The sequence below is a fragment of the Priestia sp. 3CA3 genome (assembly GCF_056836725.1).
Window position 1 is genome coordinate 625,973 of record NZ_JBXENJ010000001.1, and the last position, 24,764, is coordinate 650,736.

General features: G+C 41.4%; 21 protein-coding genes. 20 read left to right on the top strand and 1 reads right to left on the bottom strand.

Annotation, left to right across the window (positions count from 1 at the left end):
- The first annotated feature begins 22 nt into the window (after positions 1 to 22).
- The 8 genes from AC1VNJ_RS03255 to pyrE are packed head-to-tail and all read left to right on the top strand — an operon-like array spanning position 23 to position 9,532.
- Positions 23 to 961 (top strand): aspartate carbamoyltransferase catalytic subunit, encoded by a 939-nt coding sequence (locus AC1VNJ_RS03255; protein WP_482640303.1) that lies wholly within the window; start codon positions 23 to 25, stop codon positions 959 to 961.
- Positions 924 to 2,213 carry a dihydroorotase gene (locus tag AC1VNJ_RS03260; RefSeq protein WP_028411465.1) on the top strand — a complete coding sequence of 430 codons (1,290 nt, stop codon included), beginning with the start codon at positions 924 to 926 and terminating at the stop codon, positions 2,211 to 2,213. The genes AC1VNJ_RS03255 and AC1VNJ_RS03260 overlap by 38 nt, the downstream gene beginning before the upstream one ends.
- A complete protein-coding gene (locus AC1VNJ_RS03265; protein WP_155010532.1) occupies positions 2,198 to 3,283 on the top strand; it encodes a carbamoyl phosphate synthase small subunit in 1,086 nt (361 codons plus the stop codon). The genes AC1VNJ_RS03260 and AC1VNJ_RS03265 overlap by 16 nt, the downstream gene beginning before the upstream one ends.
- Positions 3,283 to 6,495 (top strand): carbamoyl-phosphate synthase large subunit, encoded by a 3,213-nt coding sequence (gene carB / locus AC1VNJ_RS03270; RefSeq protein ID WP_014458390.1) that lies wholly within the window; start codon positions 3,283 to 3,285, stop codon positions 6,493 to 6,495. The genes AC1VNJ_RS03265 and carB overlap by 1 nt, the downstream gene beginning before the upstream one ends.
- Positions 6,492 to 7,265: a dihydroorotate dehydrogenase electron transfer subunit gene (locus tag AC1VNJ_RS03275; RefSeq protein ID WP_034265289.1), complete on the top strand. Its 774-nt coding sequence runs from the start codon at positions 6,492 to 6,494 to the stop codon at positions 7,263 to 7,265. The genes carB and AC1VNJ_RS03275 overlap by 4 nt, the downstream gene beginning before the upstream one ends.
- Positions 7,262 to 8,203, top strand: a complete 942-nt coding sequence (locus AC1VNJ_RS03280; protein ID WP_013058933.1) for a dihydroorotate dehydrogenase — start codon at positions 7,262 to 7,264, stop codon at positions 8,201 to 8,203. Before AC1VNJ_RS03275 ends, AC1VNJ_RS03280 begins: the two co-directional genes overlap by 4 nt.
- Complete coding sequence (gene pyrF, locus AC1VNJ_RS03285) at positions 8,175 to 8,897, top strand: orotidine-5'-phosphate decarboxylase (RefSeq protein WP_028411462.1); 723 nt, start codon at positions 8,175 to 8,177, stop codon at positions 8,895 to 8,897. Before AC1VNJ_RS03280 ends, pyrF begins: the two co-directional genes overlap by 29 nt.
- On the top strand, positions 8,894 to 9,532 hold the full coding sequence (gene pyrE, locus AC1VNJ_RS03290; RefSeq protein ID WP_482640304.1) for an orotate phosphoribosyltransferase: 639 nt from the start codon (positions 8,894 to 8,896) through the stop codon (positions 9,530 to 9,532). The genes pyrF and pyrE overlap by 4 nt, the downstream gene beginning before the upstream one ends.
- A gap of 34 nt (positions 9,533 to 9,566) precedes the next feature.
- Here pyrE and AC1VNJ_RS03295 read toward each other — a convergent pair whose 3' ends face one another.
- Complete coding sequence (locus tag AC1VNJ_RS03295; protein WP_028411460.1) at positions 9,567 to 11,279, bottom strand: Rqc2 family fibronectin-binding protein; 1,713 nt, start codon at positions 11,277 to 11,279, stop codon at positions 9,567 to 9,569.
- 141 nt (positions 11,280 to 11,420) lie between these two features.
- Between AC1VNJ_RS03295 and AC1VNJ_RS03300 the strand changes: the two genes are divergently transcribed.
- The 12 genes from AC1VNJ_RS03300 to AC1VNJ_RS03355 all read left to right on the top strand — a co-directional run bounded on the left by AC1VNJ_RS03300 (position 11,421) and on the right by AC1VNJ_RS03355 (position 24,764).
- Entirely contained in the window at positions 11,421 to 14,099 is a 2,679-nt protein-coding gene (locus tag AC1VNJ_RS03300; RefSeq protein ID WP_221817791.1) for a cation-translocating P-type ATPase, read from the top strand.
- 153 nt (positions 14,100 to 14,252) lie between these two features.
- On the top strand, positions 14,253 to 15,128 hold the full coding sequence (locus AC1VNJ_RS03305) for a YicC/YloC family endoribonuclease (protein ID WP_028411458.1): 876 nt from the start codon (positions 14,253 to 14,255) through the stop codon (positions 15,126 to 15,128).
- Between the two features lie 46 nt (positions 15,129 to 15,174).
- Positions 15,175 to 15,435, top strand: coding sequence for a DUF370 domain-containing protein (locus tag AC1VNJ_RS03310; protein ID WP_013084831.1), 261 nt, complete (start codon positions 15,175 to 15,177; stop codon positions 15,433 to 15,435).
- Between the two features lie 13 nt (positions 15,436 to 15,448).
- Positions 15,449 to 16,063, top strand: coding sequence for a guanylate kinase (gene gmk, locus AC1VNJ_RS03315; protein ID WP_013058927.1), 615 nt, complete (start codon positions 15,449 to 15,451; stop codon positions 16,061 to 16,063).
- 2 nt (positions 16,064 to 16,065) lie between these two features.
- Positions 16,066 to 16,287 carry a DNA-directed RNA polymerase subunit omega gene (gene rpoZ, locus AC1VNJ_RS03320; RefSeq protein ID WP_013058926.1) on the top strand — a complete coding sequence of 74 codons (222 nt, stop codon included), beginning with the start codon at positions 16,066 to 16,068 and terminating at the stop codon, positions 16,285 to 16,287.
- 180 nt (positions 16,288 to 16,467) lie between these two features.
- The gene (gene coaBC / locus AC1VNJ_RS03325) at positions 16,468 to 17,685 is read left to right on the top strand and encodes a bifunctional phosphopantothenoylcysteine decarboxylase/phosphopantothenate--cysteine ligase CoaBC (RefSeq protein ID WP_221817790.1); all 1,218 of its coding nucleotides are present in this window, start codon (positions 16,468 to 16,470) and stop codon (positions 17,683 to 17,685) included.
- On the top strand, positions 17,682 to 20,096 hold the full coding sequence (gene priA, locus AC1VNJ_RS03330) for a primosomal protein N' (RefSeq protein ID WP_028411456.1): 2,415 nt from the start codon (positions 17,682 to 17,684) through the stop codon (positions 20,094 to 20,096). The genes coaBC and priA overlap by 4 nt, the downstream gene beginning before the upstream one ends.
- Positions 20,097 to 20,166: 70 nt before the next feature.
- Positions 20,167 to 20,640 (top strand): peptide deformylase, encoded by a 474-nt coding sequence (gene def, locus AC1VNJ_RS03335; RefSeq protein WP_013084828.1) that lies wholly within the window; start codon positions 20,167 to 20,169, stop codon positions 20,638 to 20,640.
- Positions 20,641 to 20,650: 10 nt separating this feature from the next.
- Positions 20,651 to 21,589 (top strand): methionyl-tRNA formyltransferase, encoded by a 939-nt coding sequence (gene fmt, locus AC1VNJ_RS03340; protein ID WP_028411455.1) that lies wholly within the window; start codon positions 20,651 to 20,653, stop codon positions 21,587 to 21,589.
- Positions 21,582 to 22,922 carry a 16S rRNA (cytosine(967)-C(5))-methyltransferase RsmB gene (rsmB, locus tag AC1VNJ_RS03345; RefSeq protein WP_028411454.1) on the top strand — a complete coding sequence of 447 codons (1,341 nt, stop codon included), beginning with the start codon at positions 21,582 to 21,584 and terminating at the stop codon, positions 22,920 to 22,922. The genes fmt and rsmB overlap by 8 nt, the downstream gene beginning before the upstream one ends.
- Positions 22,923 to 22,924: 2 nt before the next feature.
- The gene (gene rlmN, locus AC1VNJ_RS03350) at positions 22,925 to 24,016 is read left to right on the top strand and encodes a dual-specificity RNA methyltransferase RlmN (protein WP_028411453.1); all 1,092 of its coding nucleotides are present in this window, start codon (positions 22,925 to 22,927) and stop codon (positions 24,014 to 24,016) included.
- A gap of 4 nt (positions 24,017 to 24,020) precedes the next feature.
- Positions 24,021 to 24,764 carry a Stp1/IreP family PP2C-type Ser/Thr phosphatase gene (locus AC1VNJ_RS03355; protein ID WP_028411452.1) on the top strand — a complete coding sequence of 248 codons (744 nt, stop codon included), beginning with the start codon at positions 24,021 to 24,023 and terminating at the stop codon, positions 24,762 to 24,764.

The following is a 24,764-nucleotide window of genomic DNA, read 5'->3' on the forward strand; positions in this document are numbered from 1 at the left end:
AGCAAAAATGGAGGGAATCGATATGAAACATTTAGTGACAGTCTCAACACTAGAAACAAATGAAATTCTAGAGATTTTAGACAGCGCTGAAAACTATCGAACGAATAAACAAGGATGGAAACCGGAAGAGAAAATGTTTGTTGCCAACTTATTTTTTGAAGCGAGCACGCGTACTCGATGCAGCTTTGAAATGGCAGAACAGCAGCTAGGATTAACAACAATTCCGTTTGAAGTAACAACTTCAAGCGTCCAAAAAGGAGAAACGCTTTATGACACGATTGAAACATTAGCTTCAATCGGTGTTCAGTCAGTTGTTATTCGCCACCCGCAAGATCGTTATTATGAAGCACTGCAGGAAAAAGTATCGATTCCCATCATTAATGCAGGAGACGGATGCGGTCAGCATCCAACTCAGTGTCTGCTTGATCTACTGACAATTCGCCAAGAGTTCGGCTCGTTTAAAGGATTAAAAGTCGCAATAGTCGGAGATTTGCGACATAGCCGCGTAGCGAGATCGAATGCAGAAATGCTGACAAAACTAGGGGCGACCGTATATTTTGCGGGACCTGAAGAATGGAAAGATGAAGAGAACAGACACGGTACATATCTTAATATCGATGAAGCAATCGAAACGGTCGATGTTGTGATGCTACTGCGTATTCAATTTGAAAGGCATGAAGAGAACACTTCAGAGCTTGCAAAGAACTACCATAGCCGCTTCGGATTAACCGTTGAACGAGAGCGGAAAATGAAATCACATAGCATTATTCTTCATCCAGCTCCGGTGAACAGAGGAGTCGAAATTGCAGATGAGCTCGTTGAATGTGAACGTTCAAGAATTTTTAAACAAATGCAAAATGGCGTATACATTCGCATGGCAGTATTAGCAAGAGCGCTACAACCAATTGAAAGGGGACTTAATAATGACAACAATTATCAAAAATGCTACATGGTTAAATGAAGGAAAAATTGAAAAAGTCGAACTGAAAATTGAAAATGGTGTAATTGCTGAAATAGCTTCACACATTGACGTAGAGAATGAAGAAGTCATTGATGCAGGCGGGAACTTCTTATCACCGGGTTTAATCGATGTCCACGTTCACTTGCGTGAGCCAGGGGGAGAAAAGAAAGAAACAATTGAAACAGGTACTCTAGCAGCTGCAAAGGGCGGTTTTACAGCAATTGCTGCAATGCCGAACACGCGTCCAGTGCCTGATACTGTTGAACAAATGGAGTGGGTAAACAAGCGCATTGAACAAACAGCACATGTGCGCGTATTACCGTACGCATCGATTACTACTCGTCAATTGGGAAAAGAATTAACGGACTTTGAAGGCTTAAAAGAAGCGGGAGCATTTGCTTTTACAGATGATGGAGTAGGGGTTCAGTCAACAGGAATGATGCTAGAAGCGATGAAAAAAGCCGCTTCATTAAACAAAGCAATCGTTGCACACTGTGAAGATAATGATTTAATTAACAAAGGCTGCGTACACGACGGGAAATTTGCAAAAGAACATGGACTAAACGGTATCCCATCTATCTGCGAAGCCGTTCAAATTGCACGAGATGTCCTGCTTGCTGAAGCAGCAAACTGTCACTACCATGTGTGTCACGTAAGTACAAAAGAATCCATTCGCGCCATTCGTGATGCGAAAAAAGCAGGCATTCGCGTAACTGCAGAAGTAACGCCTCATCATCTGTTACTAAATGAAGAAGATATCCCGGGACTTGATTCGAATTTCAAAATGAATCCGCCGCTTCGAGGAAAAGATGATCAACAGGCATTAATTGAAGCTTTATTAGACGGAACGCTTGATTTTATCGCCACTGATCACGCACCGCACACAGCGGACGAAAAAGCAGAAGGCATGGAGCTTGCGCCGTTTGGAATTGTGGGACTTGAAACAGCTTTCCCGCTTCTTTATACAAACTTGGTATTAAAAGAAGTAATGACGCTAGAGCAGCTAGTATCGTATTTAACAAACAAGCCGGCTGAAACATTCAATCTTCCTTATGGCACGATTGAAGTGGGAAAAACAGCGGATTTAACCATCATTGATCTTGAAACAGAAAAAGCAATTAATCCAGAAGAATTTGTATCAAAAGGTAAAAACACGCCGTTTGCTAACTGGGTATGCAAAGGTTGGCCGGTAATGACATTAGTAGAAGGTAAACGAGTATGGGAGGATGTTAAAGCATGCAACGTCAACTAATTTTAGAAGATGGAACAGTATTTATCGGAAAAGGATTCGGCAGCGACAAAGAAATGACAGGAGAAGTTGTTTTCAACACGGGAATGACAGGATATCAAGAAATTCTATCTGATCCATCATACTGTGCACAAATTGTGACATTAACATATCCTTTAATCGGAAACTACGGTATTAACCGCGATGACTTTGAGTCGATTGAACCAGCTGTACACGGTTTGATTGTAAAAGAAATTTGTGATGCTCCTTCAAACTTCAGAAGCGAACTATCAGTAGATGAATTTTTAAAACAAAAAGATATTCCAGGATTAGCTGGAATCGACACGCGAAAATTAACGCGAAAAATTCGTCAGCACGGTGCGCTTCGCGGACGCGTATGCAGCATGGAAGTCAATGTAGAAGAAGTGGTAGCACAGCTTCAAAATCATGAACTTCCAAATGATTCAGTTAAAAAAGTATCAACGGTGAAGCCTTACCCAAGCCCAGGCAGAGGTAAAAAAGTGGTACTCGTTGACTTTGGAATGAAACACGGAATTTTACGTGAATTAACAGCTCGTCAATGCGACGTGATTGTGGTTCCTTATAACGTAACTGCGCAAGAAATTCTTCAATTAAATCCAGATGGCATCATGTTAAGCAACGGACCTGGAGACCCAAAAGACGTACCTGAAGCAATCGAGATGATTCAAGGGGTTTTAGGGAAGGTTCCGCTTTTCGGAATTTGTTTAGGACATCAGCTGTTTGCTCTAGCATGCGGAGCAGATACAGAAAAAATGAAATTTGGTCATCGTGGATCCAACCATCCTGTAAAGGATCTAAAAACCAATAAAGTAGCTCTTACATCTCAAAACCACGGCTATACAGTGTGTGAGCCATCTCTTGTCAACACGCCATTAGAAGTGACGCACGTTGCGCTTAACGATGGAACAGTTGAAGGAGTAAAGCATAAAGAATATCCGGCATTTACGGTTCAGTATCACCCTGAAGCATCACCGGGACCTGAAGATGCAAACGGATTGTTCAACGAATTTATGGATCTTATGAAAAACAATCAGAAAGTAGGTAATTGCTAATGCCAAAACGTCAAGATATTAACACAATTCTCGTAATCGGATCAGGACCAATCGTCATTGGACAGGCGGCAGAGTTTGACTATGCAGGAGCGCAAGCATGTATTGCGTTAAAAGAAGAAGGATACAAAGTTATTCTTGTGAACTCCAATCCTGCAACAATCATGACAGATTCAGAAATGGCAGACAAAGTATATATTGAACCTCTAACGGTTGAATTTGTAAGCTCAATTATTCGTAAAGAACGCCCGGATGCACTGCTTCCAACGCTTGGCGGTCAAACGGGACTGAACTTAGCGGTAGAATTACACGAAACGGGCATTTTAGAAGAATTTAACGTAGAAATTCTCGGGACAAAATTATCAGCGATTGAACAAGCTGAAGACCGTGAGCAGTTCCGTTCATTAATGAATGAACTAAATCAGCCTGTCCCAGCAAGTGAAATCATTCATTCACTAGACGAAGCGTATGCGTTTGTTGAACAAGTAAACTATCCGGTAATCGTGCGTCCTGCTTATACGCTTGGCGGTACGGGAGGCGGAATTTGTAACAACGAGCAAGAGCTGATTGAAATTGTAACAAGTGGGTTAAAACACAGTCCTGTAACACAGTGCTTACTTGAGAAAAGCATTGCAGGCTTTAAAGAAATTGAATATGAAGTAATGCGCGATGCAAACGATAATGCGATTGTAGTATGTAATATGGAAAACTTTGACCCGGTCGGTATTCATACGGGAGATTCAATTGTTGTAGCACCAAGCCAAACGCTAAGCGACCGTGAGTATCAGCTGCTTAGAAATGCGTCACTAACAATTATCCGAGCGCTTAAAATCGAAGGCGGATGTAACGTTCAGCTAGCACTAGACCCAGAAAGCTTCCAGTATTACGTAATTGAAGTAAACCCTCGTGTAAGCCGTTCGTCGGCCTTAGCATCAAAAGCAACAGGGTATCCAATTGCAAAATTAGCCGCAAAAATTGCGGTAGGGTTAACATTAGATGAAATGATGAACCCGGTAACTGGGAAGACATACGCATGTTTCGAACCTGCACTAGATTACATCGTATCTAAAATTCCACGCTGGCCGTTTGATAAATTTGAATCAGCTAACCGTAAACTAGGTACACAGATGAAGGCAACAGGGGAAGTAATGGCAATTGGCCGCACGTTCGAAGAGTCAATTTTAAAAGCCGTACGCTCACTTGAGTCAAACGTTCATCACTTAGAGTTAAAAGATGCGCATGAATTTGATGATGCCATTATTGAAAAACGTATTCGCAAAGCTGGCGATGAGCGATTATTCTACGTCGCAGAAGCCATCCGCCGCGGCGTAACGATTCAGCAAATTCACGAGTGGAGTAAAATCGATCTTTTCTTCTTAGTAAAACTTGAAAAAGTGATTGCTTTTGAAAATGTGTTAAAAGAAGAGATTCATAATGTAGAAGTTTTACAGGAAGCAAAAGAAATGGGATTTGCAGACTGCACGATTGCTAAGCTATGGAATCAAACAGAGCGTGAAGTATACGACTTCCGCAAACAAAACGGCGTGATGCCAGTATACAAAACGGTAGATACATGTGCAGCAGAATTTGAATCTACAACACCATATTTCTACGGCACGTTTGAAGATGAAAATGAATCGATTGTTACAGATCGTAAAAGCGTTGTGGTGTTAGGATCAGGTCCGATCCGCATCGGGCAAGGAATTGAGTTTGACTATGCAACGGTGCACTCGGTGTGGGCGATTAAAGAAGCTGGATACGAAGCGATTATTGTCAATAACAATCCAGAAACAGTATCAACTGACTTCAGTATTTCAGATAAATTATACTTCGAGCCGCTGACGATTGAAGATGTGATGCATATCATCGATTTAGAAAAACCAGAAGGTGTGGTTGTACAGTTCGGTGGTCAAACAGCAATCAACTTAGCGGATGAGCTAGAAGCAAGAGGGGTCAAGATCTTAGGTACGTCGCTTGAAAGCTTAGATGCAGCGGAAGACCGTAAAAAATTCGAAGCGACGCTAGCGCGTTTAGAAGTACCTCAGCCGCTTGGAAAGACGGTTACTTCAGTTGAGGAAGCAGTGGTTGTCGCAAAAGAAATTGGTTATCCGGTGCTTGTACGTCCTTCATACGTACTGGGTGGACGCGCAATGGAAATTGTGTATAAAGAAGAAGAGCTGCTTCATTATATGAAACACGCGGTAAAAGTACACGCTGATCATCCTGTATTAATCGACCGCTACTTAACAGGAAAAGAAATTGAAGTCGATGCTATTTCAGACGGTGAAACAGTGGTTATTCCAGGGATCATGGAACATGTAGAGCGCGCGGGTGTCCACTCAGGCGACTCCATCGCTGTATACCCACCGCAAACTCTGTCACAGGACGTAAAAGATACGATCATTGATTACACAACACGAATTGCAAAAGGCTTAAACATTATTGGACTGCTTAACATTCAGTTCGTCTTATCAAAAGGAGAAGTGTTTGTTCTTGAAGTAAATCCTCGTTCAAGCCGTACGGTGCCGTTCTTAAGTAAAATCACGCGTATTCCGATGGCGAATGTGGCAACAAAAGTAATTTTAGGAACAAGTTTAAAAGATCTTGGCTATGAATCAGGCATGCACCCTGAAGAAGAAGGCGTCTACGTAAAAGTGCCGGTCTTCTCATTTGCAAAACTACGCCGCGTAGATATTACGCTTGGACCTGAAATGAAATCTACTGGAGAAGTAATGGGGCAAGATTCAACGTACGAAAAAGCATTATATAAAGGACTAATTGCGTCAGGTATGTCCATTAAGCCGTACGGTTCAGTACTTATGACAGTAGCGGATAAAGATAAGGAAGAGGCAACAGCGTTAGCAAAGCGCTTTGCTAATATTGGCTACCAGGTGATTGCAACGGAAGGAACAGCTTCAACGTTTACAAAAGAAGACATTCGCGTAAAAATAGTAAATAAAATTCATCATGAAGATCACAATCTTTTAGATGTGATACGAAAAGGTGAAGCCCAGCTGGTCATCAACACGCTAACAAAAGGAAAACAGCCTGCGCGTGACGGATTTAAAATTCGCCGTGAAGCAGTTGAAAATGGCGTACCTTGCTTAACATCACTTGATACAGCAGAAGCGATTTTACGAGTGCTTGAAACGATCAGCTTCCATACAACGCCAATGAAAAAAGTTCGTCCAACCAAAGAGGTGACAACCGTATGATCAAACATGAAATGATGCAAGTCGTCAGTCAGCGACCGTTAACACACAATGTATATGAATTAACCCTTCAAGGCGAGCTTGTTCGTTTCATGAATGAGCCGGGGCAGTTTGTGCATATCCGCGTCAACAACGACTATTTGCCACTGCTTCGCAGACCAATCAGTATTGCAGAAATTGATCAAACGCACGAACAATTTACGATGATTTACCGTGCAGAAGGGGCGGGAACATCGCTGCTGGCTGAAAAACAAGCCGGACAGTCGATTGACGTGTTAGGTCCCCTTGGCCACGGTTTTCCATTAGATGCAATAGAGTCAGGTCAAACGGCTTTATTAGTAGGGGGAGGCATTGGAGTGCCTCCGCTCTATGAGCTTTCAAAAAGACTTCGTGAAAAAGGCGTGCAGGTTATTCACGTCCTAGGTTTTCAATCAAAAGCAGACGTATTTTATGAACGAGAGTTTTTAGCTTTAGGAGAAACATATATTGCAACGGTAGACGGCTCTTACGGAACAAAAGGTTTTGTCACAACGGTGATTGACGAGCATCAGTTTTCATATGACGTTATGTTTTCATGCGGTCCAACTCCGATGTTAAAAGCACTAGAAAATAATTATACAAACAAGCCGCTTTACATTTCTTTAGAAGAAAGAATGGGCTGTGGAATCGGCGCTTGCTTTGCATGTGTATGCAGGGAAAGTGAAGATTCTACGGCGTATAAAAAAATCTGCAGCGACGGTCCCGTCTTTCAAGCAGGGGAGGTGCTTCTATGAGTATGCTAAAAACGACATTGCCAGGGTTAGATTTGAAAAATCCAATTATGCCAGCATCCGGCTGCTTTGGATTTGGGCGTGAGTATGCTCAATTTTATTCACTTGATGCACTTGGAGCCATTATGATTAAAGCGACTACTGCTGAAACTCGTTTTGGCAATCCAACTCCTCGCGTAGCGGAGACATCTGCAGGAATGTTAAATGCGATTGGATTACAAAATCCTGGGCTAGAAAAAGTAATGAATGAAGAGCTCGTTTGGCTTCAGCAATATGATGTGCCGATTATCGCGAACGTAGCCGGTGCTTCAATTGAAGAATATGTGCACGTAGCAAAAGAAATTTCAACCGTATCAAATGTGAAAGCACTTGAATTGAATATTTCATGTCCTAACGTAAAGGAAGGCGGAATTGCGTTTGGCGTAGATCCTGTCATCGCTGCTCGTTTAACAAAAGCGGTAAAAGATGTTTCAAATGTTCCAGTTTATGTTAAACTATCACCAAACGTATCCAATATTGTAGACATGGCAATGGCTGTTGAAGAAGCTGGCGCGGATGGCTTAACGATGATCAATACGCTTCTCGGGATGCGTCTGGATTTGAAAACAGCTCAGCCGGTTTTAGCGAACGGCACAGGCGGACTGTCAGGACCTTCAATTAAACCGGTAGCGATTCGAATGGTGTATGAAGTGAGCCAAAAAGTAAACATTCCAATTATCGGTATGGGCGGAGTGACGACTGCTGAAGATGCACTTGAATTTTTATATGCAGGTGCAAGTGCCGTAGCGGTTGGTACAGCAAACTTTGTCGATCCGTATGTATGCCCAACCATCATTGACGAACTGCCAAGGCTATTAACATCATTAGGATACGAGCATGTTTCAGAATGTATCGGAAGGAGCTGGAAAAAGCGTGAAGCAACCGTTAATCATTGCTCTTGATTTTTCATCAATTAACGATGTACAGCAGTTTTTAATGCCTTTTCAACAAGAATCATTATTTGTGAAAGTAGGCATGGAACTGTTTTATAAAGAAGGGCTATCCATTATTTCTGCATTAAAAGAGCAAAACCACCAGATTTTCTTAGACTTAAAGCTTCATGATATTCCCAATACGGTAAAGCAAGGAATGAAGTCTTTGGCTTCTCTTGAAGTGGATTTGGTTAACGTTCACGCAGCCGGCGGAACGAATATGATGCAAGCAGCCGTTGAAGGACTTGACTTAGGAACCGCTGCTGGCAAAAAACGTCCGGATTGTATTGCGGTTACTCAGCTAACAAGTACATCGGATGAAATGCTAAAAGAGCAGCAGCTGATTACGCACTCGATGCAAGAAGTGGTTACGCATTATGCAGCGCTTGCTAAAAAAAGCGGACTAGACGGCGTTGTATGTTCTACTCATGAAGTGCCTTCGATTCGAAAAGCAGCAGGAGAGGACTTTTTGACCGTAACGCCGGGTATTCGTATGGGCGCAGATTCAGTAGATGACCAAGTCCGCGTAGCAACGCCTCAGCTAGCGAGAGAATATGGCTCAAGTGCCATTGTGGTTGGACGTTCTATTACTAAAGCAAAAGACCCGCTTAAAGCATATTATGAGATGTTACAGCAGTGGAAAGGGGAGCGTATTACGCGATGACAAAACTACGAAAAGAAATTGCAAAACAATTAATTGATATTGAGGCAGTAAGCCTTCAACCGAACGATCCGTTTACGTGGGCCTCTGGAATTAAGTCGCCTATTTATTGTGACAACCGTCTAACGCTTAGCTACCCAAAAGTGCGAAAAGAAATTGCAAAAGGTCTGCAGCATTTAATTAAAACGTATTTTGCCAATGCAGAAGTGATTGCTGGTACAGCTACAGCTGGTATTCCTCATGCAGCATGGGTAAGTGAAGCGCTAGAGCTTCCGATGTGCTATGTGCGAAGCAAAGCAAAAGAACATGGCCAAGGAAATCAAATTGAAGGAAAAGTAATAAAAGGTCAAAAAGTAGTTGTGATTGAAGATTTGATTTCAACTGGCGGAAGTGTATTTACCGCAGTCGATGCATTAAAAGCGCAGGGTTGTGAAGTGCTAGGAGTTGTTTCTATCTTTACATATGAGCTGGAAAAAGCGCGTCAGCTGTTTAAAGAAAAAGAACTTCAAGTTTATTCTTTAACAGACTACTCTACGCTAGTAGAGACGGCAAACGAAGCGGGATACATTGAAGAAGAAGCGATGGAAAAGCTATTTAAATGGCGTGAAAATCCTTCAGATCCTTCATGGATGAACTAAACTAAAAACCCCCTATATAGAAAGGGGGTTTTTGTTATGACTGGCGCAGCTTCAGTACAAGTTCTTCGCTAGGCGTTACGTACACCGTTTGCTGATTATCGTACGTCACAAAACCAGGTTTAGCACCGCTTGGTTTTTTTACGTGGCGAATTTTTGTATAGTCCACTGGTACCGAACTTGAATTCTTGGCTTTACTAAAGTAAGCAGCAAGGTGAGCCGCTTCTAAAATTGTTTCTTCTGAAGGCTCTTGGCTGCGGATAACAACGTGAGAACCCGGTATATCTTTCGTATGAAACCAAACGTCATCACGAGCAGCAAGGCGATTTGTTAAATACTCATTTTGCTTATTGTTTTTTCCAACTAAAATCGTCGTGCCGTCGCTTGAAACGTATTGTTCAAGTGTAGGCGTGGTGTTTTTTTGTTTTTTTGCTTGCTTTTGCTGACGGTTGCGCAAATATCCTTCTTCCACAAGCTCTTCGCGAATCTCGGCAATGTCTTTGTGAGTAGCAGTATCCATTTGCTGAATAAGTGATTCAAAATACTGTACTTCTTCGTTTGCTTTTTCAATCTGTTCGATTACAATCGAAACGGAATTTTTCGCTTTTTGATACTTTGTAAAATAGCTTTGAGCATTTTGAGACGGTGATTTTTGCGGATCTAATGAAATCGTAAGTGTACCGCTATTTTCATCGTAATAATTAATAACATCCACTTTCGCATCTCCTTTTTTGACAAGGTGTAAATTTGCCGTAAGGAGTTCACCGGCTAGCTGATAATCAGATGCTTTTTCTGCATTCTGCAGCGTTTGCTCAAGTTTTTTTATTTTTTTCTCATTTTTCTTTTTCTCGGTGGAAATAAACTGTACTAAATCATGCGCTTGCTGCTTTACACGATCTCGCTCTGCTTTCCCGTAGTAATAGCGGTCAAGAAGCTCGCTGATAGTTGCATACGTTTTTTTCGTACCCTCTAAATGCGTTAATTCGAGTAAATAAAAATAGTCTTTTTGATTAACGGTTGTCAGAGTCGGTGTAAACTGACCTTCTTTGATCAGCGTCATGGTTTCGACGAATGATTTTGGAAGGGTAGAACGATTCGCTAAGCCAGAGCGAAACACTACTTCATTTGCAATTAAAGGAGAAAGCCCTGAGAAGGTCTGCACTAGCTGGTTAGCTAGCTTTCCGCTATTAAAATCAATTTTTTTAACCACGGTTTCCTCGTCCGCTTCAAATGGATGAAGCTTATCTTGGCTAGGAGGCAGTACGTAAGGAGCTCCGGGTAGAAGCGTACGATGCCTGTTCAAGGCCATTGGAACATGCTTAATACTGTCGATAATCGTTTGTTTTTCTTTATCTACAAGTACAACATTACTATGTCTTCCCATGATTTCAATAATAAGCTGCTTGTACGTCACGTCGCCAATTTCATTTCGTCCTTTTGTTTCAATGACTAAAATGCGGTCTAATCCAAGCTGATACACTTGTTCAATAATGCTTCCTTCTAAATGCTTGCGAAGAAGCATACAAAACATAGGAGGCTCAGATGGATTTTCATAGGGCTCATTTGTAAAATGAACGCGTGAATAGTTAGGGTGAGCTGAGATTAAAAGTTTGCGGTTTTCACCTTTAGCGCGTACTTGTAAAATCAACTCGTTTGGAAACGGCTGATATATTTTTGAAATTCGTCCTGAAACCAAGGTCTCAGATAATTCTTGTAAAATGCCATATGTAAAAATACCATCAAATGACACAGTGCTCACATCCTTAAGTAATTGAAAATTGTCCTATAGAAAAGTATAGCATTTTTTAGGACGAGTCTGAATAAGCATACGATATAAGATTGTAACAATCTAATAGGTGCATTTACAAATAAAAGGGTGTGAAAAGATGCAATGAAATGGTATGAATTAGGTGAAAAAGCAATAGTAGAAGTAACAAAAACAGACAGGCAGCATGGTCTTACACACAAAGAAGTAAAAGCACGTCAGCAGCAACAAGGGTTTAATGAATTGACTGAAGGAGAGAAAAAACCAGCCATTCTTGTGTTTCTAGAGCAGTTTAAAGATTTTATGGTACTGGTTTTACTAGCTGCCACGCTTATTTCAGGGCTTTTAGGAGAATACATCGATGCAATTGCTATCATTGCTATTGTGGTAATTAATGGATTTCTCGGGTTCTTCCAAGAAAGAAAAGCAGAGAAATCTCTTCATGCATTAAAAGAGCTTTCGGCTCCTCAAGTAGCAGCCATTCGTGAAGGGAAATGGGTTAAGTTACCATCTAAAGAGCTGGTGGTAGGAGACGTTGTAAAGTTTTCGAGCGGAGACCGTATTGGAGCTGACCTTCGGATTATGGAAGCCAAAAGTCTAGAAATTGAAGAATCAGCGCTTACGGGAGAGTCTTTGCCTGTTGGTAAGCAAATAAAAGCATTGTCAGGAGATGAAGTGCCGCTTGGAGATCAGGACAATATGGCGTTTATGGGTACCCTTGTAACCAGAGGAAGCGGAACAGGTATCGTTGTAGGGATTGGAATGAAAACAGCAATGGGGCAAATTGCTGATTTACTTCAAAATGCTGAAGCCATGATTACTCCTCTTCAACGGAAGTTAGAGCAATTGGGCAAAATTTTAATTGTTGTAGCTCTTGCACTTACTGTATTAGTTGTTGGGATTGGTGTGCTGCAAGGGCATGATTTATACAGTATGTTCTTAGCGGGAGTTTCCTTAGCTGTTGCTGCCATACCCGAAGGTCTTCCTGCCATCGTAACCGTGGCGCTATCTCTTGGTGTACAGCGCATGATTAAGCAAAGATCCATTGTTCGCAAACTTCCTGCTGTTGAGACACTAGGATGCGCGTCAGTCATTTGCTCAGACAAAACGGGCACATTGACGCAAAATAAAATGACGGTTACCCACCTCTGGTCGGGAGGAATGACGTGGAGAGTATCAGGGACAGGGTATGAACCTACGGGCGTATTTTCACGAGAGGAAAGAGAAGTTGATACACGGAGTGAAAAACCGCTTCAGCAGCTTTTGGTGTTTGGTCTGCTTTGCAATCAAACGTCCATCTCGAGAAAAGATAAAGAATATGTTATCGACGGGGATCCTACTGAAGCGGCTTTGCTTGTTGCCGCGATGAAAGCGGGGCTGACAAAAGAAAATATTCAAAAGCAGTTTACGATTATTGAAGAGTTTCCATTTGATTCAACGCGTAAAATGATGAGTGTAGTCATTGAAGACGCATCTCATAAACGCTATGTGATAACAAAAGGTGCTCCGGATGTGCTGCTTATAAACAGCAAAAATATTTTGTGGGAAAGCAGACAACAAACGCTGTCGGTAACGGTTCATAATGAAGTAAAAGGAGCGATTGATCAGTTAGCTAGCCAAGCGCTTCGAACCATTGCTATTGCATATCGACCGTTAGGAGAACATGAGAGCGTTCATACAGAGAAGGAAGCAGAAAAAGACCTGACTTTCCTCGGGCTTCAAGGAATGATTGATCCGCCAAGACCAGAGGTCAAGCAAGCGGTCAAAGAATGCCGAGACGCAGGCATCAAAACCGTTATGATTACAGGTGACCACGTTATTACAGCACAGGCGATTGCAAAACAGCTCGGAATTTTACCGAAAAACGGTCAAGTCTTGGAAGGAACGGATTTATCCAAAATGACGCAGGAAGAGCTAGAAGAAGTAGTAGATGATGTTTATGTATATGCAAGGGTATCACCTGAGCATAAGCTTAAAATTGTTAAAGCTCTTCAAGCAAAAGATCACATTGTAGCGATGACGGGCGACGGCGTAAATGACGCACCGGCTATTAAAGCAGCAGACATAGGAATTGCGATGGGCATCACCGGGACAGACGTAGCAAAAGAAGCGTCTTCACTCGTTTTGCTTGATGATAATTTTGCCACTATTAAATCAGCGATCAAAGAAGGGCGAAATATCTATGAAAATATTCGGAAGTTTATCCGTTACTTGCTTGCATCAAATGTAGGAGAAATTTTAGTTATGCTCTTTGCGATGATTTTAGCACTTCCGCTTCCGCTAGTGCCCATTCAGATACTATGGGTAAACTTAGTAACAGACGGTTTGCCTGCGATGGCTCTTGGCTTAGACCAGCCAGAGGACAACGTGATGAAGCGCCATCCAAGGCATCCGCGCGAAGGTATTTTTGCAAGAGGATTAGGATGGAAAGTAGTCAGCCGTGGATTTTTAATTGGAGCTGCTACACTTGCTGCGTTTATGATTGTTTACGACAATGACCCAGATCGGTTGCAGTATGCTCAGACGATTGCATTTGCCACACTTGTCATGGCACAGCTTATTCACGTATTTGACTGCCGAAGTGAAAAATCAATTTTTGATCGGAATCCATTTCAGAACTTATATCTTGTAGGGGCTGTTATTTCATCTATTATCCTTATGCTGGTGGCCATCTACTATCCGCCGCTGCAGCCTATTTTCCATACAATGGCCATTGCACCGCGGGAATGGCTCGTTATTTTAGGACTTGCAAGCCTTCCAACTTTTTTACTTGCTGGTTCACTTTTAACAAGAAAACCTTCATAAATTGTGCTATACTTTAATACAGGCTGTCCCAAATGAGAAAACTCATGAAGGCAGCCTTTACAGGTTGAATAAAGAAGAGAGATTTCTTTTTTTTGCTAACACTTTCTTTTACGATACTTTTTATGTAAGATGTACATAGTGGATGTGATGATAATGATAAAAAGTATGACTGGTTTTGGCCGCGGAAAAGCGGAAGTGGAAAATCGATCAGTAACAGTGGAAATGAAGTCTGTTAATCATCGTTTTTGTGAAATTGTTATCCGTATGCCAAGACAATTAATTGAAATTGAAGATAAAATAAAAAAAATCGTTCAAACATACATAAAACGTGGTAGAGTAGAAGTATTTGTTACTATTTCAGGTGAAGAAATGGCAAAAAAGAAACTGCAGACGGATTGGCAGCTGCTTGATGAATACATGAATGCGTTGCAGCAAGTAAAAGAAAAGCACGGGCTGTCACAATCTGTTCAAATTCAAGACATTTTACACATGCCTGAAGTGATGACAACTTATGAAGAAGAAGCTGATCAGACGAGTATTCATGGTGCAATCTTTGAAGCCGTTGAAGCTGCTGTTCATCAGTTAGTGGATATGCGGAAACGAGAGGGATCAGAGCTGTATCACGATTTAATGGGATACTTACAGGACATTCAAGACATTCGCGAAAAAATTACACAGCTTGCTCCTGAAGTTGCTGAACAATATCGCGAGCGTATTAAAAGAAAGCTGAGCGACTATTTAGAAGGTACTTTCGATGAGCAGCGAGTGCTGACTGAAGTAGCTATTTTTGCTGAAAAAGCAGATATTAGCGAAGAACTTACGCGAATTCAAAGTCATGTTTCACAATTTATTCAAGCATTAAATACACCTGATTCAGTGGGACGCAAGCTGGATTTTCTTGTTCAAGAGCTGAATCGTGAAATGAATACAATCGGTGCGAAGGCAAATAATGGTACTATTGCTCAGTATGTTATTAGTATGAAAGCACAATTAGAACGCATAAAAGAGCAGGTTCAAAATATTGAATAGCCTTCGTGTAAGATAAAGATTATATTGGTATAGCAGGAGGCTTCTTATGAGCGGTAAATTAGTGAACGTTGGATTTGGAAATTTTATTTCTTCTAATCGTATAATCTCTGTCGTTCATCCTGAATCAGCTCCAATCAAACGCATTATTCAAGATGCAAAAGATCGAGGCTCTTTAATAGATGCAACGCAAGGACGTAAAACACGATCTGTTATTGTTATGGATAGCGATCATGTTATTTTAGCTCCTGTACAGCCAGAAACTGTGTCGCAGCGACTTATAAACAAAGAAGAATTATTAGAAGGGTAGGTCACTTGAACCGATGATTGAAAGAGGTTTATTAATTGTTCTTTCCGGACCATCAGGTGTTGGAAAAGGAACGGTACGAAAAGCATTGTTTGAGCAAGAAGACATTAAATTGCAGTATTCTATCTCTGCAACAACAAGAAAGCCCCGCGAAGGTGAAGTAGACGGCGTTGACTATTTCTTCAAACCACGCGAAGAGTTTGAGCGCATGATTGAAAACAAGAAATTATTAGAGTGGGCTGAATACGTAGGCAACTACTACGGTACCCCGGTTGATTATGTAGAACAAACGTTATCTGAAGGAAAAGACGTATTTCTAGAAATTGAAGTGCAAGGTGCTCTTCAAGTGAAAGAAGCATTTCCAGAAGGTTTGTTCATCTTCTTGGCACCGCCGAGTTTATCAGAGCTTAAAAGTCGTATCGTAAACCGCGGTACTGAAACAGAAGACTTAATCAATAACCGTATGCGCGTGGCAAAAGAAGAAATTGAACTTATGGACGCCTACGATTATGTTGTAGAAAATGACAAAGTAGAAAATGCTTGTGCTCGCATCCGTGCTATCGTAACGGCTGAACACTGCCGTCGTGATCGTATTTCTGCGCGCTATAAAAGAATGCTGGAGGTAGAATAAACATGCTTTATCCATCAATTGATTCCCTAATGGAAAAATTAGATTCTAAGTACACGCTTGTGACAGTAGCTGCAAAACGCGCTCGTCAATTACAGCTTCACAATGATACGCCGATTGAAAAGCCGGTTTCTTATAAGTTTGTAGGCTGTGCTTTAGAAGAAATTAATGCTGAACAATTAAGCTATAAGCAAGGTGTAGCAGAAGAAGATTCTAAACATCAGTAAGTGAAAAAATAACAACCTACTTTATAGGTTGTTATTTTTTTGATGCTTTTGTTTGTATTCAAGCAGGATAGTGAATGTCTCACTACAAAAATGGTATAATAATTGAATTGAAAAGCTTTAGATAGTTACCCGAGTAAACAAGCGGATGCTGGTTGAGCGGGATAAATAGATGGGGGCATAATGATGAAGGGAAAACGAATTTTATTATGTGTTAGCGGCGGAATCGCCGTATATAAAGCCGTAGCTTTAACAAGTAAATTAGTACAAGCAGGAGCGGAAGTTAAAGTAATGATGACTGCTTCAGCACGCGAGTTCGTAACGCCGCTTACGTTTCAAGCTCTGTCTCGAAACCCAGTTTATACAGATACGTTTGATGAAAAAGATCCATCTGTGATTGCACATATTGATTTAGCCGATTGGCCCGATTTAATTTTAGTGGCTCCTGCTACGGCTAATATGATAGGGAAAATAGCAAATGGTCTTGCAGATGATATGATTTCCACAACGCTGCTTGCTGCTACTGCACCTGTGTGGATTGCGCCTGCAATGAATGTTCATATGTACGATCATCCCGCTGTTAAAAAAAATATGAGCACTCTTTCATCATTTGGTTACTCTTTTGTAGAACCAGGAGAAGGGTATTTGGCATGTGGTTATGTAGGAAAAGGTCGTCTTGAAGAGCCAGAAACAATTGTTTCACTAATCGGCTCTTATTTTTCCAAAGTATCAGATACACAAAAAATCTTTGACGGTATCAATGTATTGGTTACAGCAGGACCTACGGTAGAACGCGTTGATCCCGTCCGATTTTTCACCAATCGCTCTACTGGGAAAATGGGCTATGCTCTTGCAGAACAAGCTGCTAAGTTAGGTGCATCGGTAACACTTGTAACGGGACCGACGAATTTAGAGTATCCAAAAGGGGTGCAGGTTGTTCAAATTGAAAGCGCGCAGCAGATGCTTGAAGCTGTTATGCAGCGCTATCATGAAGCAGATGTTGTCATTAAATCAGCCGCAGTGGCAGATTACCGACCAAAGTATGTGTTTGATCAAAAGATGAAAAAGCAGCCTGGTGAAGCAGTATTAGAGCTAGAGAGAACACCAGATATTTTACGCACGCTTGGAGAGCGAAAAGAACACCAGCTTTTAGTCGGCTTTGCAGCAGAAACAGAACAAGTGGATGAATATGCACAAAAGAAACTTGCATCTAAAAACTTGGATATGATTGTAGCCAATAACGTGACGACAGAAGGAGCAGGGTTTGGGACGGACACAAATATTGTGACGCTCTATAAGCGAAGCGGAGAGTCTAAAGAACTTCCCATTCTTTCAAAACACGATGTAGCTACCGAGGTGTTAAAAGAAGTGAAGGAAATGTTAGAAGGGCGGAGAAAATGAGTGTAGCTAGTGTAATTGTGGACGTGGCTGCTAAACAAACAGATCGAGCTTTTGACTACGCCATTCCTGACAAATGGAAAGGAATCATTGTTCCGGGTATGCGAGTTGTCGTTCCGTTTGGTCCAAGAAAAGTTCAAGGGTTTGTGGTGGCTCTTAAAGAAGAGGCTGAAGTTAAGCGTGTTAAACCAATCGCTGACTTGCTTGATTTAACGCCGGTTCTGACTCCTGAACTGTTAGAGATTGGGCACTGGCTAACAGAAAAAACGCTTTGTTTTATGATATCGGCTTTTCAAGTCATGCTGCCTGCGGCGATGAAAGCAAAATATGATAAAGAACTGTCACTCCTTTCAAAAGAGGCATACGAACAGCTTCATGAGCAAGTCAAGCCGTTTTTTCAGTCAAGATCCTCGCTGAAGTGGAGTGAAGTGGAAAAAACAGCCGCTGCTCCTGCTTTTCACCGTGATATTCAAAAAGGTCTAATTGAAGTCGTCTACGTGGTGAAAAACAAAGGAAACAAAAAAACGGCAAAAGGCGTAAAACTGAATCAAAGCCTTGAAGACATTCAACAGTTTATGAACGAGTTAAATAAGCAGGCAGAAAAGCAAAAGCAAGTGCTGTCTTTTATGCTCGAGCGAAATGAAGAAGTAGCCATAAAAGAAATAGCGGAAGATTTGCAGATTACCTCCGCTCCTATAAAAGCGCTGATTAACAAAGGACTCTTAGAGGAAACGGAAATTGAAATATACCGTGATCCTTATCAAGATCGATACTTTACACCGTCAAAGCCATTTCAATTGACCGATGAACAAGCTGAGGCAATCGCACCGATTCTGCAGGACATCGAAGAAAATCTTCACGATGTGTTTTTAATGTATGGAGTAACGGGAAGCGGAAAAACAGAAGTGTATCTCCAATCGATTGATCAAGTATTAAAAAAAGGAAAAGAAGCGATTATGCTTGTTCCGGAGATTTCACTTACCCCTCAGATGGTCAAGCGGTTTAAAGAGCGGTTCGGCTCAAAAGTTGCTGTGCTTCATAGCGGCTTGTCTACTGGAGAAAAATACGATGAATGGCGAAAAATTCAGCGAAAAGAAGTATCCGTTGTGGTAGGGGCCCGCTCTGCTGTATTTGCTCCATTTGAAAATTTAGGCCTTCTTATTATCGATGAAGAACATGAGACGAGTTATAAACAAGAAGAAAACCCCCGTTATCATGCAAAAGATGTAGCCATTTACCGAGGGCAGCATCATCAGTGTCCAGTCATTTTAGGAAGTGCAACACCAACGCTTGAGTCCTTTGCAAGAGCGCAAAAAGGTGTATATAAGCTACTGACGTTAAAGCAAAGAATGAATAAGTCATCGATGCCGTCGGTGGATATTGTTGATATGAGAGAGGAACTTCGCAGCGGCAATCGCTCTATGTTTTCAACTATGCTGTTTGAAAAGATGAAAAACCGTTTGGAAAAAGGAGAGCAAATCGTTTTATTTTTAAATAAAAGAGGCCATTCTTCTTTTGTTATGTGCAGGGACTGCGGTTACGTTCCGACATGTGAGCACTGTGAAATTTCACTAACGTATCACCGCTATCAAAATAAATTAAAATGCCATTACTGCGGACACGAAGAACATGTGCACACTGAGTGCCCGGAATGCCACAGCGAACATATCCGCTTTTTTGGATCTGGTACACAAAAAGTGGAAGAAGAATTAACAAAAGTGCTGCCTGAGGCTAGAGTCGTGCGAATGGATGTTGATACGACAAGCCGAAAAGGCGCGCATGAAAAGCTCCTGAACAAGTTTGCAAGTGGAGAAGCGCAAATTTTACTAGGGACGCAGATGATTGCCAAAGGGCTAGACTTTCCAAACGTCACGCTTGTAGGCGTTTTAACAGCAGATACGATGCTGAATTTACCTGACTTTCGTGCATCTGAAAAAACGTTTCAGCTTTTAACACAAGTAAGCGGAAGAGCAGGACGCCACAAGCTTCCAGGAGAAGTAGTGATTCAAACGTACACGCCTGAGCACTACAGCATTCAACTTGCGAGTCAGCATGATTACGATGCGTTTTATAAGCAGGAGATGGAAATTCGTAAAATGCATAAATATCCGCCTTTCTTTTACTTGGCGCTTGTCACCGTATCTCATGAAAATATTGCAAAAGTGGTGTCTGTTACAGACAAAATTTCGCAGTATCTGGGTCAGAAACTTTCGCCGCAAACAACGATCTTAGGGCCAGTCGCATCTCCCATTGCTAAGATAAAAGATAGATATCGCTATCAATGCATGTTAAAATACAAGCTGGAACCAAGCCTGATTCCGCTGTTGAAATATATATTAGAACGTTATCAAGCGGAAATGCAGAAGGAAAATTTAACGATTACAATTGATTTGAATCCATACTCGATGATGTAACTAGTCGTCTTGATGGCGTTAAAGAAGAAGCTTTTTGGATATAAATAGAAAGAATAAAGGAGGTGCCTATTTGGCTAAGCTTAAGCTTGTTTACCATCCTAATGAAGTACTTGAACAAGAGTGTGAAGTCGTTAAAAACTTTGATAATAAATTAGCGAAATTACTAAACGGCATGTATGATTTAATGCTTGAAGCAGACGGTGTGGGTCTAGCTGCTCCTCAAGTAGGAGTTCTGCAGCAAGTGGCAGTGGTAGACGTGGACGATCGACACGGTAAAATTGAGTTAATTAATCCGGTAATTATTGAGCAACGAGGCGAACAAATCGGTCCAGAAGGCTGCCTAAGTTTTCCGGGCCTTTTTGGTGACGTGGCTCGAGCTGATTATGTGAAAGTACGTGCGCAAAATCGTAAAGGAAAACCTTATTTTATAGAAGCAAAAGGTTTTTTAGCACGAGCCATTCAACATGAAATTGATCACTTACACGGTGTATTGTTCACGGAAAAAGTAACAAAGTATTACGAAGAGGATGAACTAGAAGGGTAGGTTTTACACGATGAAAGTCGTATTTATGGGAACGCCGGATTTTTCAGTGCCGGTTTTACAAACATTACTTAAAGATGGATATGAAGTGGTCGCAGTGGTTACACAGCCGGACCGACCAAAAGGACGCAAGCGCGTATTAACACCTCCTCCTGTAAAAGTTGAGGCGTTAAAACATGAAATACCTGTACTGCAGCCAGAAAAGATTCGTTTAGAAGAAGAATATCAGCAAGTGTTAGCGTATGAGCCTGACCTAATTGTAACAGCGGCTTTTGGTCAAATTTTACCAACTCCTATTTTAGAAGCGCCTAAATACGGCTGTATTAACGTACATGCTTCTCTGTTACCTGAACTGCGCGGAGGCGCGCCGATTCACTATTCAATTCTACAAGGTAAGCCGAAAACTGGTGTTACAATTATGTATATGGTAGAAAAATTAGATGCAGGTGATATCTTAACACAGGTAGAAGTTCCGATTGAAGAACGTGATCACGTGGGCACACTTCACGATAAACTCAGCGCTGCTGGTGCAAAATTGCTTTCAGAAACCATTCCTTCTCTTGTGAAAGGTGAAATTACGCCGGTTAAACAAAACGATGGCGAAGCGACATTTGCTTCTAATATTAAGCGTGAACAAGAGAAAATTGATTGGGCCCGTACAGGAGAAGAAATTTATAATCATATCCGCGGACTTCATCCTTGGCCCGTTGCTTATACAACAGCAGACGGTCAAGTCATGAAAATTTGGTGGGGAGAGAAAGTATCCGCATCAGGCAAACCGGGTACCGTTTTATCACTTGAAGAGGACGGATTTGTAGTAGCAACTGGAAATGAAACAGCTATTAAAGTGACGGAACTTCAGCCGGCTGGAAAAAAACGTATGGATGCAGCGCAGTATTTACGAGGTACATCTGTTGAAGTCGGAACAGTATTAGGGGATGTCAATGAGTAAGTACAACGTTCGAGACATAGCTTTAGATATTTTACTAGCTATTGAAAAAAATCAGGCATTCAGCAATCTATTGTTAAATAACAGTATACAAAAACGTGGTATTCAAGGGAAAGATGCAGGGCTGTTAACGGAAATCGTGTATGGAACGATTCAAAGACGCGATACGTTAGATTACGGGTTAGCCCCTTTCTTGAAAAATCCCAAAAAACTTCAGCCTTGGGTGCGAGTGCTGCTTCGTTTATCTCTTTATCAGATGATGTATTTAGACCGAGTACCTGACCGGGCAATCCTTCATGAAGCAGTAGAAATTGCTAAAAAACGTGGTCACAAAGGAATTGCCTCAATGGTAAACGGCGTTTTACGAAATATTCAGCGCAGCGGCACGCCTTCTTTAGAAGAAATACAAAATCCTGTGGAGCGCTTGGCAATTGAAACGAGTCATCCAGTATGGCTTGTAAAACGCTGGGTGGAACAATATGGATTGGACAAAACACGCGGAATCTGTTTAGCTAATTTAATGGCCCCTAAACAAACAATCCGAGTAAACAGTGCACGCTTTACGCAAAATGAAGTAAAAGAAGCGCTAGAAAAAGAAGGTATTGTTGTAGAACCAGGCCATTTTGTAGAAGAAGCGCTAGAAGTTCAAAAAGGAAATGCAGCTCATACACAAGCATTTCGTGAAGGAATGTTTACCGTTCAAGATGAAAGCTCTATGTTAGTAGCTCATGCACTAGGCGCAGAAGCAGAAGAGCTGATTTTAGATAGCTGTGCTGCACCGGGAGGAAAATCAACTCATATTGCAGAGCAGCTTAAAAACAGTGGTAGAGTTATTTCCTTGGACATTCATGACCATAAAGTAAAGCTGATTGCCCAGCAGGCAGAGCGTCTGCATCTTACCAATATTGAGCCAACGGTTCAAGACAGCCGCAAAGCCGGTGAACAGTTTGATAAAGAAATGTTTGACCGCATTTTAGTAGATGCCCCGTGCTCAGGTTTTGGTGTGATGAGACGTAAACCTGATTTGAAATATACAAAAACTGAGCAGGATGTAAAGCAGCTGGCGCGTATTCAACAAGATATTTTAAATGCGGTTGCGCCTTTATTAAAAAAAGGTGGGACCCTCGTATATAGTACATGTACAATTGATCGGGATGAAAATGGGGATGTTGTAGCAGCATTTTTAGCAGATCATGCTGATTTTCAAAAAGACGAAACGCTTGCTGCACGCATGCCGCAAAGACTTAAACAAAACGTAAAACATGGTGAAATTCAATTGCTGCCAGATGCACAAAGCGATGGATTTTATATTGCATGTTTACAGAAGAAGGTGTAAAAATGGAAGAAGTAGCTAAAAGAAAAGCAAAAGCAGAAGAAAAAACGCAAAAACCATCTATTTATTCATTAGAAATGCACGACCTAGAAAATTGGTTAGTGGAACATGGTGATAAGAAGTTCCGTGCTAAACAAATTTTTGACTGGTTATATGTTAAACGCGTAACGGACTTTGACGATATGTCAAACTTATCTAAAGGATTACGTGAACAATTAAAAGACAAATTTGCATTAACGACATTAAAAACAGTTGTTCAGCAAACGTCTGGAGACGGCACGATGAAGTTTTTATTCGAACTCCATGACGGTTATACGATTGAAACGGTGCTTATGCGTCATGAATACGGAAATTCTGTCTGCGTAACAACTCAAGTTGGCTGTCGCATCGGCTGTACGTTCTGTGCGTCTACTCTTGGAGGTTTAAAGCGTAACTTAGAAGCTGGAGAAATCGTAGCGCAAGTAGTAAAAGTACAAAAAGCGCTAGATGAACAAGGAGAACGCGTGAGCTCTGTCGTAATTATGGGTATTGGGGAGCCATTTGATAACTATGATGAAATGATGCGCTTCTTAAAAACAATTAACAGTGATGATGGATTAAATATTGGTGCACGTCATATCACAGTATCGACAAGTGGAATCATTCCAAAAATCTATAAGTTTGCTGATGAAAAAATGCAAATCAATTTTGCGATTTCACTTCACGCTCCAAACAATGACATCCGCTCACGCTTAATGCCGATTAACCGCGCGTATAAACTTCCTGATTTGATGGAAGCCATTAAATATTATACGGATAAAACGGGAAGACGTATTAGCTTTGAGTATGGTCTATTCGGAGGAGTAAACGATCAAGTAGAGCATGCGGAGGAATTAGCGGATTTGATTAAAGACGTTAAATGTCACGTGAACTTGATTCCGGTAAACTATGTGCCTGAGCGTGATTATGTTCGTACACCGCGTGAACAGATTTTTGCATTTGAACGTACGCTTAAAAAGCGTGGCGTTAACGTGACTATTCGACGTGAGCAAGGTCATGACATCGATGCAGCTTGTGGCCAATTACGTGCGAAGGAGCGTAAAGAAGAGACGAGGTGATTGTATGGCAACTGTCTTCATGACAGACCGAGGGAGAGTTAGACAACACAATGAAGATAACGGAGGGGTATTTTTGAACCAGCATAATCAGCTGCTTGCAATTGTGGCTGATGGTATGGGAGGTCATCGAGCTGGCGACATCGCCAGTGAGATGGCGGTTCAAAAATTGCAAATAGCGTGGGAAGAAGCGAACAAAGTAACGTCTCCTGATGAGGCGACGCAGTGGATTCGTACGCATGTTTCCCAAATTAATCAAGATATTTATCGGTATGCTCAGGAGCATGAAGAGTGTAAAGGCATGGGTACGACAGTTGTACTTGCTTTATGCGCCGATACGTTTTGTGCGATTGGTAATATAGGAGACAGCAGGTGCTATATTTCCAATGAATATGGATTTCAACAAGTAACAGAAGATCATTCTCTTGTGAATGAACTCGTAAAAAATGGTCAAATCACAAAAGAAGATGCTGAACATCATCCGCGAAAAAATATCTTATTGCGAGCACTAGGTACCGAAGAAAATGTTAGTTTAGATGTAAAAACAATTGAAGTGGAAAAAGAAGATCGATTATTATTATGTTCAGATGGACTGACAAATAAGGTAACGGAACAAAAGCTGAACGAAACGTTATCAACAAGTTCATCACTTCACGAAAAGGGTACGAGCCTGATTCAATTAGCAAATGAGCTTGGTGGAGAAGACAATATTACACTTGCAATTGTGGACTTTACATCTGAAAGTGGGTGA